The organism is uncultured Roseibium sp. (assembly GCF_947499295.1).
GTDB lineage: Bacteria > Pseudomonadota > Alphaproteobacteria > Rhizobiales > Stappiaceae > Roseibium.
The window spans coordinates 23,036-37,860 of the sequence record NZ_CANMNP010000011.1 but is presented as its reverse complement, the minus strand read 5'-3'; the positions used below and the strand labels follow the sequence as shown (position 1 = coordinate 37,860).

The window sequence follows — 14,825 nt, the reverse complement described above, 5'->3', positions numbered from 1 at the left end:
CCAAGGAAAGGAATGCCGACAATGCCCGATCCAAAGGACCTTTCAGGAATGGCGGCTCTCTCCATTTGTGAGGCTCTTCTGCTCGCCATAAATGATCATGCAATTCTTCCTGAACACGAGATCGTGGGAATATTGCGCGATGCCGCCGCTTCACACGAAAATTCGGTTACTCCCGAATCTGACAGGGAAATGCACCTTGCGGTAGCCAAACTGATCAATCGGATTATTGCTGGCGGAAACTCGGTTCGAAGGCCCTAACCTGACCCTAGCCCTGGCCTGCGGGTGGCCTAGCCATCCTCGACACGAAAAGTGCGCCTTGAGGCATCATTTCTCCGGCGAAGACAGCAACTGACATGACCAGTTCAAATGGCACTAGCCTTCCTCAAGAAATTGCCGATCGCTTCACGAAAACATTCGCAAGGTTTCTGAAAATCGAGGCGGCGGCAGGTGGACTGTTGCTTCTTGCTTTGCTGCTCGCACTTTCCCTGGCCAACTCGCCCTGGGCTCTGTCTTTCGAGGCCTTTTGGGAAACACCGATTGGTCTCCATTACGGATCGCTGGATTTCACCCGTTCGCTGCGGCACTGGGTCAACGATGGACTGATGACGTTCTTTTTCTTTGTGATTTCCCTGGAACTCAAACGAGAAATCGTTCTCGGAGAATTGAGGAACCCAAGACAGGCTGCGTTACCATTTGCAGCTGCGCTCGGAGGAATGATCGTACCGGTCTCGATCTATTTGGCGTTGATCGCCGGGAACCCGGGGATACACGGTTGGGGAACCGTCATGGCCACCGATACGGCATTCGCTATCGGGTGCCTCGCACTCTTCGGTCGGCGCATACCACCAACTCTCCGGCTCTTTCTGTTGTCGCTAGCCATTTTTGACGATGTCGGAGCCATCGTTGTGGTGGCTGTGTTTTACGGAGAAGCATTTAACTGGATTGCTATAGGGGCGGCGCTACTGGGATTTGGTCTGGTGGTCGGCATTGCCCGCCTCGGTATAAGAAGCATGCCCATATATTTTCTGGCGGGCGGCGCAATCTGGTTGTGCGTCGATACTTCTGGCATTCATGCAACGATTACAGGTGTTGTTCTTGGCTTAATGACACCAACCCAAAATTGGGTGAGCGATACGCGCCTTCGGGCAATTCTCGAGCAGGTGCTCGCCTATCCAGGAGGCGAACACTGGAGCGGAGACACTCCAGAACGGCATGATCTTCGTGAGGCTGGCCGGGCGGTTTCAGAAACCCTTTCTCCGGTTGAGAGGCTCGAATTGGCGCTGCATCCATGGGTAGGGTTTGCTGTCATGCCGATCTTCGCTCTGGCAAATGCCGGGATTTCGATCGACAAGGCCGATATTGGTCAGCAAATTTCGTTGGCGATTGTCGCAGGATTGGTGCTCGGCAAGCCCCTCGGCGTTTTCAGTTTCAGCTGGGCGGCCGTTCGTTTGGGTATTGCGGTGAGACACCCTGATCTGTCATGGCCGTTCTTGACAGCTGGAGCATTTCTCGCCGGCATCGGCTTCACCATGTCGCTCTTCATCGCCAACCTGGCTTTTGATAGGGATCTTATAGGGGCTGCAAAGCTCGGAATTTTTACGGGATCCGCAGTCTCTGCAATTATAGGTTTACTCGCGCTCTTGTGGCTGGTTACGCACTCTGAGTTCCGCCGAAGCGGGGAAACCGGGGAAGTGTGAAAATATACAACACCAACAAAGTCTTTTCGACCTACCGAACCGGACTCAATCAAGTACTATTGTGTCCGGTTCCGCATTGAAACGTTGTAATTGACAGGTCCGGTTGTCTGCCGGCAGTGTTCAAGTCTCCTTGAATTCTAGCTGAAACGCTATTCATCTGGACGAGATCGTCATGGACTTCTTATTTCTGATTTTCGCCGAGGGTTCTGGAGCGACCAGCAACCGTGAATTCTGACTTGGAACATGGAGGTCGCGGCGGTCCTCTACTTCAGCAAGCCTCCAGGAACGGTTCGGATGGGATTTCCAGGGCACTGAAAACCACATCACCCATAACGGTAAATCGTTTCAGATACGGCCAAACAACACGAGTACGACGACGGTCAGAACAGCACCAAGCAGACTTAACCCGGAATGGCCGAAGCTAAAGTCACGCCCATCGATACGGTCTCTGAAACCGCCCATAAGAATTATGACAAGCAGAATAATGAGGATCAGGCCGAGTGACATGGTGGTTTCTCCTGAGGGAGGCAATATCGCGTCTCGCGACAGGTCCTGCTGATCTGAACTGCGGTGACCGGACGGCTTAATGTCTTAGCAACGCTCCGGATGCACAATTTTGCTCACTTTCCTTCGATGGAAATGCGATTCTGGCCGATCTCGATATCGATCCTGCGCTGGCGTTCTTTGTAGTACAGGTAGCTTGCGCCAACCGCCACGACGGCAAGCACGCCGACAAGGATCAGAAGAAGGTTCCAATTGATCATCTTGTTCCTCAAAGATTGCCGGTGTTCAAAGGACCGTGGAGGCAGGGTGAAGAGGCTGCTGGTTCCTTCTAATTGTCGTGGGCTTGCAGGCCGACATAGGCTAGCAGCAAGCCGATGCCGACCAGCCAATAGATGGATGTTGCCGTCGGCCGGGGCGTGGAAGCATCCTTGCCGACGCGCGGAAGAAAAGCGATCAGCCGCGAGACAGCCATGCTTCGCGCCGGACCGAACAACGGTACATCGGTGAAGCGGGCCAGGAGCGCTTCCAATCTTCGTCGTGCAGCCGGCTCCCCCAATTGTGTCAAGGCGGAAGCCTCTTTCCATGGGTCGTACCCAAGCCGAGCGAGCATCGACAGCACGGTGACGCTGGTTCCGCGGATGTCGTCGCCGACGAGGGCCTGTAGAAAGAGGTCGTATTGCGGGTCGTGTCTAAGTCGGTTCGGTACGTATGCCATGTGAGGATCCTTGCGGGCACTGTCCGTTTCGGCAGAATTCGCCGGGAACTTTGCCCCGATTGAACCGAAGCAGGTCAGGCCTATTTCTTCGGCGTCTTTCACCCTAGCGGAAAGCATGCAATCTGGTACTGACTCAGATCAGTGGTTGTGGAGAAGAAAAGCCGCTGGCGGAAGCCCTTGCTCGTTAAGCCGAACAGTGTTCGGGCATCGAGGTTTGAATAGTCGGCCCGGTCGAACATACGGTTGATAATGTCGATCAGAGAAATTAGTTCTATCCTCAATATGGTCGACCGTGCCGCATCCGACTGAATTGCATCCGCGTGATAACCACTTGCAGCGGAACCACTGTCCACGTTGCCTGAAGCTACAGTGACGGCACTCTGGATTGCGACGTTGATCGAGATCACATGCCGTCATCCTGACCGTACGATGAACGACTGGTATCCACGCTGCCATTGGCTAGTGGCAGATAACGGGATTGGGTTCGGTTCGGTGAAGTCGCGCATCGGAAGCGTGTCATCAATAGCTTTGCGAGTGCCCTGCGCGTCTTTGAACGCATTGGCCTGATCTGCATCAGTACCGCTTGGATACCTGAAGCGTAAGGTCGGTTAAAGGCGCGCATTCATTGGCTGAAGAGCAGCGCGCAGGGTTCGGCGGACGCGTCTCGGCAAGGGTTCTGCAAATGTGCCCGGTCCTGTTAAAGAACGGAACCAATGAGGTCCCAAATGCGAAAGTTCAGAAACAAAGCCCGCTCCACCGGTTCCCTCAAGGCCGACCACCGGATAGCCAATCACCTGGCCATGTTGTCCAGTTATGTGCGCCTCAAAGGGATCGGTCTCAAGAGACAGGATAGCCCGTTAGAGTTTATGGAAGTTTCGTTGTTGTTGAACGCGATCAGTGCACATATTCAGGCCGTGTCGGACTTGCAGCGGATACTTACCGGCAGCGGTTCCGAAGACGGAGTTCAGTTGGGGGATCTTCTGGACAAGATTTGCACAACCCTCAGGTCGGGCATTGCTGACGACGTCATCTTCACCGAAACCTACGCGCCTGACTGTGCCTTAAAGTTCGATCATGTGCTTCCCGTTGCGCAGATCTTTACCGAGATTGTCACCAACGCCCTCAAGTATGGTCATCGCGCCGGTGCAGTGAGGCGGATCGGGATTGCCTGTCGAAAAGATATCAGCGATTCAATCCTGATTATGGTCAGCGACAACGGACCAGGTCTTGGGAGCACTGGCACGAGCCAGACCGCCAATGGATTGGGAACCCGACTGGTAAAGGCACTGTCTGCTCAAATCGGTAGCTCGATTGATTATTCATCCAGTGAAATTGGCGTGACCGCGACACTGACGTTGGCAAGTGCCGGCTTCGTGTTCGACCAGACGCTGAACGAGGACGAGTCGCACACAAGCTTCAGCCGCAATGGCTAGGACCGGAGCGGATTTGGCGTGTCATGGGTTGAGCTGGCCCTCGTCGCGATATGTGCCGTGCTCCGTTCGACGTTTCCCGATACCGCGGCGTCCAATGAATTCCCGGTCGGCATTCCAACTTCAATCATCAATCACTGTATGATGCACTTCGACTGACATTTCTCCCAGAGCGCTCCCGGTTCCCGTAAAACTGCCGGCGACCGGGACGACCTGATGAATACCGCGGGCGACGGCCAAGGGGATCAGATTTTTGGATCCAACGCTTTGGTTCGTGGGATCGAAAGCGACCCATCCTGCACCTGGTACAAAGACTTCCGTCCAGGCATGGGTGGAACCCGTGCCTTCATGCCCCACGAGACACCTTTCTGGATCGTACAGGTAGCCGGAGACGATGCGCGCTCCGAAACCGAGGCTTCGCACAGCCTCCGCGAACAGGACTGCAATGTCGCGACATGCCCCTGATCCGCGCGATAGTGTGTCCAGAGGCGTCTGCGTTCCCTGCATCTCGCGGCTTAGATAGGCAATCCCGGTCGAGAAGCCGGTCGCGATGTCCCTCAACAGGGACAAGGTATCGGTTGGACGTCCAAGGACAAAACCCTCGGCCCATCTGGATAGTCGGCCGTCAAGGTCGGCATATTGAGGTGTTGCAAGCGCTCCTAGGTCGGTCAGGTCATCATCGGAATAGAAAAACGGGTAGTTGATGGCCTCGGCAGCAATGGCGAATACCGGCCAGGCTGAAGCGGTCAACTCAACTGTTGCCCGACTTTCGATAAGCAATTGTCGGGTCGGTGCGCTGAACCGGGCAGTCGCGACGGCATTGCCCGCGACGTCATGGGCCCAGGTAATTTCTGCCTCTGGCGACACCGTCAAGTCGTGCGAAATGAGCCGCAGGTCTCGCGCTTCACGCGGCCGCAGCATCATCTGGTGCGGTCCAAGCAAGACCGGTTGCAGATAGCGACATGTGCTCAGCGTGGTCATGAGGTTCTTTCTGATGTTTGAAGCAAGAAGGGCGCACGCCCAAAGTTTTCTGCCGGCAAACTGATGCTGGCACCGGGTAGACGGGAGGGCGCGTTCTCTTTTCGCAGCCGTCTTTTAACCCGGCTCTGTCACACGGCAGGTGTCTTTCGCTCGACATGACTGAGGCCAAGGAACAGATCGTGAGAGGTACCATCGAGCGGCAGAAACACCTCTGGCCCCGCTGCGATATCCTGCCCGTCAAGCCGGACCTCGGCATCTTCTGTGTGGACTACCCGAATTTCGCACAAGGTATCCGCTACTTTCAGACGAGCAGAAAAGCCTGGCCAGTCCGCCGGGATGTTGGGTGCCACGCGCAGGCGATTGCCCTCACGGGTAATGCCGAGGATCCCCTCGATCGCTGCACGGTGCATCCAGGCGGCTGAGCCGGTGTACCAGCTCCAACCACCGCGGCCGATATGCGGCGCAACGGAATAGACGTCGGCTGCGACGGCATAAGCTTCGGTCTTGTAACGCTGTGCGGCATCTGCCGTTCTCGAGTGATTGATAGGATTGACCAGCGAGAATAGCTCGGCAGCACGATCGCCGCGTCCCAGCCTCGCCCAGGCGAGGATCGCCCACATCGCGGCATGGCTGTACTGCCCGCCATTTTCGCGCAGGCCTGGTGGGTAAGCGGCGATATATCCCGGATCGCGGTTCCCGGGCGTGGGGTCCGTGCCGAATGGTGGGGTGAACAACAGAGACAGCCCGTCGGCGTGGTCTACAAGAAGGCGGTCAAAAGCTTCCATCGCACGATTTGCGCGCACGGGATCAGCCTTTCCCGACAGCACCGCCCAGCTTTGCACGATCGAATCGATACGGCAGGTGCGCGCAGATGCCGTGCCGAGCCAGGTGCCATCGTCGAAAGTCGCCCGGCGATACCAGTCCCCATCCCATCCATTTTTCTCTATGGACTGGCGCAAAGCTTCGGCCCTCGTTCGCCAACGTCGTGCAATCTCCGGGTCGCGCGGCTCGGCCAGCGGAATGAAAGCCTTCAGTGTCTGCAGCAGAAGCCAGCCTAACCAGATGCTTTCACCATGGCTTTCGGCGCCAACGCGATTCATGCCGTCGTTCCAGTCGCCTGTGCCGATCAGTGGCAGACCAAACGGGCTGGTCAGCGTCAGGGCGCGGTCCAACCCGAGCACGCAGTGTGTGAATAGCGACGCGTCGTCGCCTGCTTCGTCGGGCAGGAAGAAGGCTTCATGTTCGCCCTCGCAAAGGCGGTGCCCCTCCAGAAATGGTACACGTTCGTCGAGCACCGCTGCATCGCCCGTGCTGGCAACATAGGCGGCAACCGCGTGACCGAGCCAGACACAATCATCCGAAATACGCGTGCGTACGCCCTGTCCGGAATGCGGCAGCCACCAATGCTGCACGTCGCCCTCGGGAAATTGACGTGCGGCGGCACGCAGCAAGTGGGCTCGGGTATGCTCGGGCCGCGTCAACGTGAGCGCCATGTTGTCCTGCAGCTGGTCCCGGAAGCCAAAGGCACCGCTCGCCTGATAGAAGGCCGCCCGCGCCTCGATCCGGCAAGCAAGAGTCTGATAGGGCAACCAGCCGTTGACCATGATGTCCATCGCCCGGTCAGGTGTCTCTATCTGGAGTGCGCCCAGAGTTTCGGTCCAATATTTTTGAACTTCCGCCAGCATCTTGAGCGGATCTGACGAGCGAAGGCGCCGGACCAGCGCACCAACTGTCGCCGCATCAGTGCATTGGCCGAGCAAATGCAAAACCTCGACGCTTTCACCAGGGGCAAGCACAACAGCCTTCATTTGCGCAAGGCAGGGGTCGAACCCGGCACCAAGCCGGCCCGAAAGAGTTGGCTGGTGGTGAAGCGCTGCGGGGGCAGCTACGCTCCCACCCGGTCCGAGAAACTCCGTGCGATCGCCTGTCCAGCTTTCAACACCCGCCCCTGGGCCGTAAAGGCCGGTGAACATAACACGGCCTGGAAAAGTGGTGTTCCAGGGATTGCATACCAGCAGGGCTCCGGTCGCTCCATCACGTGAACTAATAAGAAAAGGCGCAGAGGCGGCACGCGACACTCCCATCACCGGCTCGCTATAGGCGGCAACGCTCAGATGACGCGGCTTCTGGCCGGTATTCTTCAGACGTAGCACCGAGACCCGTACCGGGTCTTCGCGAGGCACGAATTGCACCAGGTCACAGGCAATGCCGTCCGCCTGATGTTCGAACTTGCTGTAACCGAACCCATGCTGCACGATATACAGCCCGGTTTTTTCTCCGGTCCCGTCCCTTGTCCTGCGCAGCGGACGGCTGGTCGGCGAGATCAGCGTGCCGTTGTCGTCGTCTCGGATATAAAAGGCCTCGCCCGCCGGATCTGCCACAGCATCGTTGGACCAGGGTGTCAATTGGTTGTCACGGCTGTTTTCGGCCCACGTGAAACCGCTCCCGCTCGCCGATACCTGGAATCCGAAACCGGGATTGGCAATAACGTTGATCCAGGGAGCTGGGGTCGTGTCGTTCGGGCCGAGCAGGATTACGTACTCCCGCCCGTCCTGGTCAAATCCGCCAGTGCCGTTGAAGAACTCCAGACTTTCACCAGCGGCCAGCAGATCTGCTGGACTATCGAGAACTGCGGATTTGTCGGTTATCCTCGAAGTGGTGCGCCCGGCCGGTTCCGGAAGTATTTCTGCCAGTCTCTCTTCGGCAAGGAAAAGGTCGGTATCCTTCAGCGCCATGACAAGCTGATCACCAATTTTGCCGCGACGTGCCAAAAGAACCACCCTTGCGGCTGCCAGAAGCTGCGCGCGAGCCTCCGGTGCGATCAAATCGGAGCGAAGTGTGAACACCGCTCCCCGCACACGCTGTTCGCCGCTGCGTGGCCTGGAGTGGCTGCTGCGCAGGGCAGTGTCTATTGCCGTCTGCAGGTCCTTCACATAGGAGGCAGGGTTTTCATTGAGAATAACCAGGTCCACGGACAGTTGTTTGCCAAGCCAGTATTCATGAGCTTGGAGCAACGCGCGGACCTGTCCGATGTCTGCCGGATCGTCGATGCGCAGCAAAACGATAGGTAGATCCCCAGAAATTGCCAGCGGCCACAAGCCCGATTGCCGTCCGGACCCTTTTGCCAAAACAGCCGCAGGTGGCCGGAACCTGATGTCGTGATAAAGGATCGGCGCCGCGAGACGCTGGAAATCAGCGGCTTCATCCGGCGAAATGCCGAGATGACGCAATTGCACTTGAGCCTGGGTCCATGCCAGCGTTCGAGCACGGTCATAGGCATTGCTGTCATGATGACGATCGATCAGGTCGATCAGCGCCTCTCGGCTATCTGCGGCAACCATCCAGACCATCAGACGTGCAGTATCTCCCGGCGAGATGCGTAGCCGGTTGCGCAAGGCGAAGACTGGATCGAGCACTGTTCCGGTGTGGCCCGCCAACGGGCCGGGGTGAGTTATGGCGCGGGGCCGAGCCTGTTCCTGGTCGCGGCCGAGTGCCGTGGCTCGGTCGGTGTCATATTGCAAGGGGGCGATTGTCTCGCCTTCCACTCTCATGAACTGTGCGGCCCAAATCTCCGGCTCGTCCGGACTACGACGGCGACGCCATGCAATCAACGCATCGTATTCGGGTAGGAAGTCGGTCTGCACGAACATCCGTGAGAAAGCGGGATGAGCTGTTTCAGAGGCAGGGGTCGCCAGCGTCAATTCGACATAGGAAGTTACATCCAGCTCGCAAGCACCGCGCCCCGAATTGGTGATGGACAGGCGGCGCACCTCTGCATCGGCCTCACCGGAGACGAGGATGTCGAGCACCGTGTCAAGCCGCCCCGTTTGGGCAGTGAAGGTCGTGTGGTCTTCAAAAAACTGTACGGCCTGGTCGGACGTCGTCGCCCCTTCCTGACAGGGGCCAAAGCTCTGCACCGTCCCGTCCGAAATGTCCCGCAGGTGCAGTAAAGCGCCTTGATGGTCACGTGTCGCATCCTCTCCCCAGCGGGTCAGTGCGATGTCTCCCCAACGGCTATAACTTCCTCCCGTCGCGGTCAACATGACAGCATAATGCCCGTTCGACATCAGATGGCTGACGGGCAGACCGCTCGGACAACATGAGATCCGCCGCCCTCGCTCCACTTCCGAAGGTTGCATGAGGTTCTTCGCCGGCTCTTCGAGAGGTGGAAGTGTGCGGGCGATATCGCGCGGCAACCGCTCATGTAGCAGCAGTTCGCTGGCATGGATCATCGGCTCGCGGTGGAAGCGCGCGCGCATCTGCCCGTCAGTCAATGCATTGGCAATAGCCGCGATGGTCATTCCCTGATGATGGGCCATATAGCTTTGCACAACCGACAAACGCTGGCCGGGCAGCACCCGGGCGGAGGTGAAATCCAATGCTTCATAGAAGCCAAAGACCCCAAGTCCACCTAACCCTTCGATCGCGTCGTAATTCCTCCGCGCAGCGGCAGGATCGAGCATCGCGGCAAGACCAGTCGCATAGGGCGCGATCACAAGATCGCCGGCAAGGCCGCGTTTCAACCCCAGTCCGGGAACGCCGAAAGAGGAGTATTGGTAGATGAATTCCAAATCCCGCGCATTGAAACCGGATTCGGAGATACCCCAGGGAACACTTTGAGCCTTGCCATAGGCGATCTGGCGTGCGACGGCCAATCGGCAGGTGCGTCCGAGCTGACTACCTTCGGGTTCGCGCATCACCAGCTCAGGCATCAGGTATTCGAACATCGATCCAGCCCATGAAACAAGCGCTGTGCCGCCACGAACCGCAGTCGAGGCACGGCTCAGCCGGAACCAATGGCGTGGAGGGATATCTTGTTTGGCAATGGCTAATAGGCTCGCCAGACGGGCCTCGGACGCCAGGAGGTCGTAGCAAGCCGGGTCGAGCGCGTTTTCGTGCACCGAATAGCCTATTGAGAGCAGTTTGCGCTCTGGGTTCAGCAGAAAGGCGAAATCCATCTCCATCGCCAATCTGCGCGCGGTTTCGCCGAGCTGTCGCAGATGCCTGGCGAGATCGGATCGGTCGATGCCAAAGCCAACCGCGTCTGCGGCCATTTCGTTCAGACTGTCGCGCAACAGTGACAGCCAGGATCGTGCGCTCGCATCTGACAGGTTGCTGGCCCCTGTGGAGTTTTCTGCTTCGGTGGCGAGGTGTTGTAAGGCGGACCAGTCGATCTCGGATTGTGCCAGGCTATCTCGTAATGACCGCATCGTGGCAGGGAAGCTAGAATCTGGCAGTACGCCGGCCCGAACTGCGTCGATCTCGACCAAGTCCAACAGATCGGCGAGACCGCTGCGACGGCGTCGCAGATCCGCGGCAGGCGCCTCCGCCCACTCTTCACACGCATTGGCAAGCGCGATCAGATGTCCAGCAAGATTTCCGCTGTCCACCGACGAGATGTAGGGAGGGTCAAGGACCCGGCCATCCTGCGTGCTGTACCAGTTGTAGAAATGTCCATTGAGACGCGGCAACGTTTCCATCGAATCAAGAGTCGCGGAGACCCGCTCGGCAACCTGTTTAAGGCTGATCCAGCCGAAGTCGCGCGCAGCCACTGTTGCCAGAAGATAGAGCCCGATATTGGTGGGAGAGGTGCGGTGGGCAATCGAAGGACTGGGATTTTCCTGAAAATTGTCTGGCGGCAAATGGCAGTCTTCCGTGGTGACGAATGTCTCGAAATAGCGCCAGGTCCGGCGGGCAATCAGACGTAGCGCCTGTGCGTCCTGAGGTGTCAACGTTGCTTCGGGTCCTGGCTTGGGAATTTCGCTCACGCGCAAGGCGATGAAAGGCGCAGCAAGCCAGAGCCCGGCGAAAGGCAGGATCAGCGGCAGCGAAGCCGGGGCGGCAAAGGCGGTCAACCCGGCCAGGGCCAGTCCCAGTGTGGTGCCAGGCGCCATGGCCCGCGTGAAGCCGCCCAGATCCAGGCGCGGGGCCGCGGCGAGAGAGGCGGCGGTGGTCCATTGCAGCAAGTGCCGACGGGAGACCAGCAATCGCCACAGTGTACGTGTGATGGCATCGAGCGAACGCCAGCTGGCATCGGCAAGAAAAGCTGCCGCAAGCCCGGTCTGAAGCAACGCCAGCGCCAGATCTTCGCGCATCAGACGCAGATGTGTTCGAAGATGTAGTCCGGCACGATGCGGCACTGCTGAAACCGCCGCATGAAGGAACGACGGCAGCATCAGGATCGCCAATACCAGCGCGGTTATCAGAATGGCAGCCGGACCGGGTAGCAGCCAACCCAGTGCCAGCGTGCCCAGGGTCGCCGGCGCCAGAAGCGAGCGCCGCAGCGTGTCCAGAACCTTGAGCCGCCCAAGTGCACCCAGCCCGCCGTGCGGTCCCAGCCAGGGCAACAGCTGCCAATCGCCCCGGCACCAGCGATGGATACGGCGTGCCGCAAGGTCCTGCCGATCAGGAAAGGTTTCAACGAGCTCGACGTCTGAGGCTAGTCCGGCTCGAGCGAAAATTCCCTCCAGCAAATCATGGCTCAACAAGGTGTTTTCAGGAACGCGCCCGGCCATCACCGTCTCGAATGCGTCAAGATCGTAAATGCCCTTGCCGGTGAAGCACCCTTCACCGAAGAGATCCTGATAGATGTCTGACGCAGCTGCGGCATAGGGGTCCATTCCGCCTGGCCCGGATGTGGCATTCTGAAAGGCTGTACCACTGCGCGCAGCCGGCAGGGCAGGAGTGACGCGAGGTTGCAGGATCGCATGACCCGCGCCTACCCGGCGCAAGACGGGGTCGATAACAGGGCGGCTTAACGGGTGTGCCATCTTGCCGACCAGCCGTCGCACCGTGTCGCGTGGCATCCGTGTATCGGAATCCAGCGTCAATACATACCGGACGTCAGGAGGGACGACTGGGATGCCGCCATCAGGGGTACGGTAGTCGGTGTCCGTGGCACCGCGCAGCAGGCGGTTCAGTTCCTGCAGTTTGCCGCGCTTGCGTTCCCATCCCATCCAGAGTTTCTCAACCGGATTATACCGGCGCTGGCGATGCAGATGCAAAAAGCGCACGCCCGACGGGGCCGAACCATAGAGCTGGTTCAGCCTGGCGATTTCCTTGTCGATCAGTGTCACAAGTGCCGCATCGCCCGGCATGTTCTGGTGAGGGGTGTCCACGCCATCGGTGAGAAGCGCGAAAGTGACATCTCCTTTTGTACCTGACAGATAATGAACTTCCAGTCCTTCGATCTGCGCGCGCATATCGCTGACATTTGTCAGGAGTGTCGGCACGACGACTAAAGTGCGCAGCGAGGCTGGAATCCCGTCTTCGAGCGCCAAACCCGGCAGCGCGGTGGCAGGGACTGTCCAACCGAGCAGGCGATCGACAAGAATTTGCGAAACAGTACTTGCAGGGATCAGGGCTACGACGGCCCACAGGATCAGAAACGCTCCCGAAACGGGGGCGTTGGCGAGACCTGTAACCGCCCAGAGGCCAAGCACGAGCAAGCCAAGGGCGACGCCAATGATGCTGCCGGCGTAACCTGAAAGACTGGGGTGAAAGTGAAGCCAGGGCCGCCAGGCTCGCCGAAAACCGATTTGGCGCTCAAAGGTGATCCGCCCTTCTGCAAACAGATGCCAGCCGGGATCGCCTCGGCGCCGACAAAGTGCGTCGGAGAGAGACGTTGCAGCCATCTCTGACGCTCTGCCTGCGGCCTCGAGCGCCAACCCTGCCACCTCGATTTCGCTGCGATCACAGTGCCGGGCAAGATCCTCGATGGCCGTTCTATAGAGATTGCGGCTGGCGAAATCCATTGCGGCAAACCCCGCGTATTCCCGCAGCTTCGCATCGACGAGGCTGACACTCTCGAACAGATCCGGCCAGTCCATCTCGGAAATTGTGCGCAGACTCGTGATGACGTTTCGCACCGAGACGTTGGAAGCGCCCTGACGTTCCTGTGAATGGTGCACAACAAGATCAATATCGCTGCCCTGCGCCGCCAAACGCTCCTCGAGCCAGCCGATAGCCGGAGTGATGAGCGGATCGCAATCTCGAAGCCGCTTGGCCAGTTGAGCCGCAAAGACTTCGGACATGCGCCCATTCAGGCCAGCTTCTAAGTAGGCTAGTGGGTGGGTTTGCGTGTTCCCTGCGCCGAGAACACGGTCTGCAAGCTGGTCAGCCTCATGGCGTCTTTTGTGACCCATGCGGATCTGGTCGGAGAGGCGCCGGAGATTTTCCAGAAGAACGAGGCGCAGCGTGATTGGAATCGCCCAGAGTTCGCCGATGGTCAGGGGCTGCACCTGTTGGTAGGCGCGGATAAATCTGGATAGCATCACCGCATCGAGGTGGCTGTCCGTGTGTGCCACATAGGTCCAGACCAGTCCGAAGACTCGCGGATAGCCTCGAAACGCGCCATCTGAGAGCTTTGGCAGCGTTCGGTAGTAACTGGCCGGCAGATCGGTGCGGCTTTCGCCGATTTGCGCCGCGACCTGGTGATAGTTATCCAGAAGCCACTGAGCAGCAGGCACGATCGGGTGACCGGCTGCAAGTTCAAGATTGCAGGCCTTGTGCGTGGCCGACAAGGCAATCGCATTTTCTTCCAGCCGGCGCTGCAACGACACGACACGTGGTGGTTTAAGGGTGACGTCTTGTTGTTCTGCCAGACTCGCCGCATGCTGTTCCAGACGTTCGGCCCCGAACATCTCTGCACGTACAGGATTGATATCGTTCCAAGGGGCTTTGCTTGCCCGTCGAAGCGGCAACCAACCGGGAAACCCGACGATCATCAGGAACCTCCGATGCTAATTTTGGCCGAACATCGAGCAGAGAAATGGCGGTGCTGCATGCAAGATGCCGCCGGAGGAAATTTACAGGCCGCAGCAAAGCCTATTCACGATCAAGGATCTGTCCGCGCAAGCCCTATTGGCAGCAGCGTTCAATGCCCGGTTAGATTGGCAATTGTCCTGCCACAAAGCCAGTTCAGGCAATTTTTGCCTTCGGTTTCGTCTCGAAGGTCAACTCCTTGTTGAAAGAAGTTGGCGGGACAGGCGTGGTCTTTTTCCGTTTCGGCTTTCTGTCTTCTCTGCCACGGCGGCTTTTGCCCTTTGCCATTTCGTTTTCCTGTGCTCGCGTCTGAAGGCCATTTTCCGGCGTGTTTAAGCGCTTCGGATAGTGTTCCGATCAGTTGATTTTGTCTTTGACAGCTCAACCTCGATGCTTCGGCAGGTTTTTCAATTCGACCTTGCTCATCTTGGTGTGAGCAAGGACTTTTCCGTTTTCATCGCGCATGAAGTCGATGCGTGACACATCAAGGGCAACTTGCTTGACCCCGATTCCGAAAAAGCCGCCAACTTCAATGACCGCCCTTGCATACTGACCGGTGCCGAGCATTTCGGAGACATTGCCCATCACTTTATCATCGGGTCCGTAGATATCGGTGCCCTTGACGTTAGCCGCAATGATCTCGCCGGCCTGAAGCGGCTCATGTGATGAATGGTCCATGGGACCTCCTGGGTGTAGCTGGAGTGCGCGATAGGCGCCAGGCCCGATCAGAGTTGC

10 protein-coding genes are annotated in these 14,825 nt (G+C 58.2%); 3 read left to right on the top strand and 7 right to left on the bottom strand.

Annotated features, from left to right (window positions below; all coding sequences use genetic code 11):
- The first annotated feature begins 21 nt into the window (after window positions 1-21).
- Together Q0835_RS17205 and nhaA are read left to right on the top strand one after the other, a co-directional pair.
- Window positions 22-258 (top strand): hypothetical protein, encoded by a 237-nt coding sequence (locus tag Q0835_RS17205; RefSeq protein WP_298815587.1) that lies wholly within the window; start codon window positions 22-24, stop codon window positions 256-258.
- Between the two features lie 95 nt (window positions 259-353).
- Window positions 354-1,697, top strand: coding sequence for a Na+/H+ antiporter NhaA (nhaA, locus tag Q0835_RS17200; protein WP_298963299.1), 1,344 nt, complete (start codon window positions 354-356; stop codon window positions 1,695-1,697).
- 345 nt (window positions 1,698-2,042) lie between these two features.
- Here the strand turns inward: nhaA and Q0835_RS17195 are convergent, their stop codons facing one another.
- The 4 genes from Q0835_RS17195 to Q0835_RS17180 all read right to left on the bottom strand — a co-directional run bounded on the left by Q0835_RS17195 (window position 2,043) and on the right by Q0835_RS17180 (window position 3,323).
- Window positions 2,043-2,204, bottom strand: a complete 162-nt coding sequence (locus tag Q0835_RS17195) for a DUF3309 family protein (protein ID WP_282044575.1) — start codon at window positions 2,202-2,204, stop codon at window positions 2,043-2,045.
- A 113-nt stretch (window positions 2,205-2,317) separates the two neighbouring features.
- On the bottom strand, window positions 2,318-2,461 hold the full coding sequence (locus tag Q0835_RS17190) for a hypothetical protein (protein ID WP_281926572.1): 144 nt from the start codon (window positions 2,459-2,461) through the stop codon (window positions 2,318-2,320).
- Between the two features lie 68 nt (window positions 2,462-2,529).
- Window positions 2,530-2,916: a hypothetical protein gene (locus tag Q0835_RS17185; protein WP_281926573.1), complete on the bottom strand. Its 387-nt coding sequence runs from the start codon at window positions 2,914-2,916 to the stop codon at window positions 2,530-2,532.
- A gap of 98 nt (window positions 2,917-3,014) precedes the next feature.
- Window positions 3,015-3,323 carry a hypothetical protein gene (locus Q0835_RS17180; RefSeq protein ID WP_298963288.1) on the bottom strand — a complete coding sequence of 103 codons (309 nt, stop codon included), beginning with the start codon at window positions 3,321-3,323 and terminating at the stop codon, window positions 3,015-3,017.
- A 318-nt stretch (window positions 3,324-3,641) separates the two neighbouring features.
- Between Q0835_RS17180 and Q0835_RS17175 the strand changes: the two genes are divergently transcribed.
- Window positions 3,642-4,349 carry a sensor histidine kinase gene (locus tag Q0835_RS17175; protein ID WP_298963285.1) on the top strand — a complete coding sequence of 236 codons (708 nt, stop codon included), beginning with the start codon at window positions 3,642-3,644 and terminating at the stop codon, window positions 4,347-4,349.
- A gap of 120 nt (window positions 4,350-4,469) precedes the next feature.
- On the opposite strand, the gene Q0835_RS17170 is transcribed toward Q0835_RS17175, so the two are convergent.
- From Q0835_RS17170 to Q0835_RS17160, 3 genes are all read right to left on the bottom strand, one after another.
- Window positions 4,470-5,327 (bottom strand): transglutaminase family protein, encoded by an 858-nt coding sequence (locus tag Q0835_RS17170; protein ID WP_298963282.1) that lies wholly within the window; start codon window positions 5,325-5,327, stop codon window positions 4,470-4,472.
- Window positions 5,328-5,455: 128 nt separating this feature from the next.
- Window positions 5,456-14,053 carry a glucoamylase family protein gene (locus tag Q0835_RS17165; protein ID WP_298963278.1) on the bottom strand — a complete coding sequence of 2,866 codons (8,598 nt, stop codon included), beginning with the start codon at window positions 14,051-14,053 and terminating at the stop codon, window positions 5,456-5,458.
- A gap of 418 nt (window positions 14,054-14,471) precedes the next feature.
- The gene (locus Q0835_RS17160) at window positions 14,472-14,768 is read right to left on the bottom strand and encodes a PRC-barrel domain-containing protein (protein WP_281926577.1); all 297 of its coding nucleotides are present in this window, start codon (window positions 14,766-14,768) and stop codon (window positions 14,472-14,474) included.
- Window positions 14,769-14,825 lie beyond the last annotated feature (57 nt).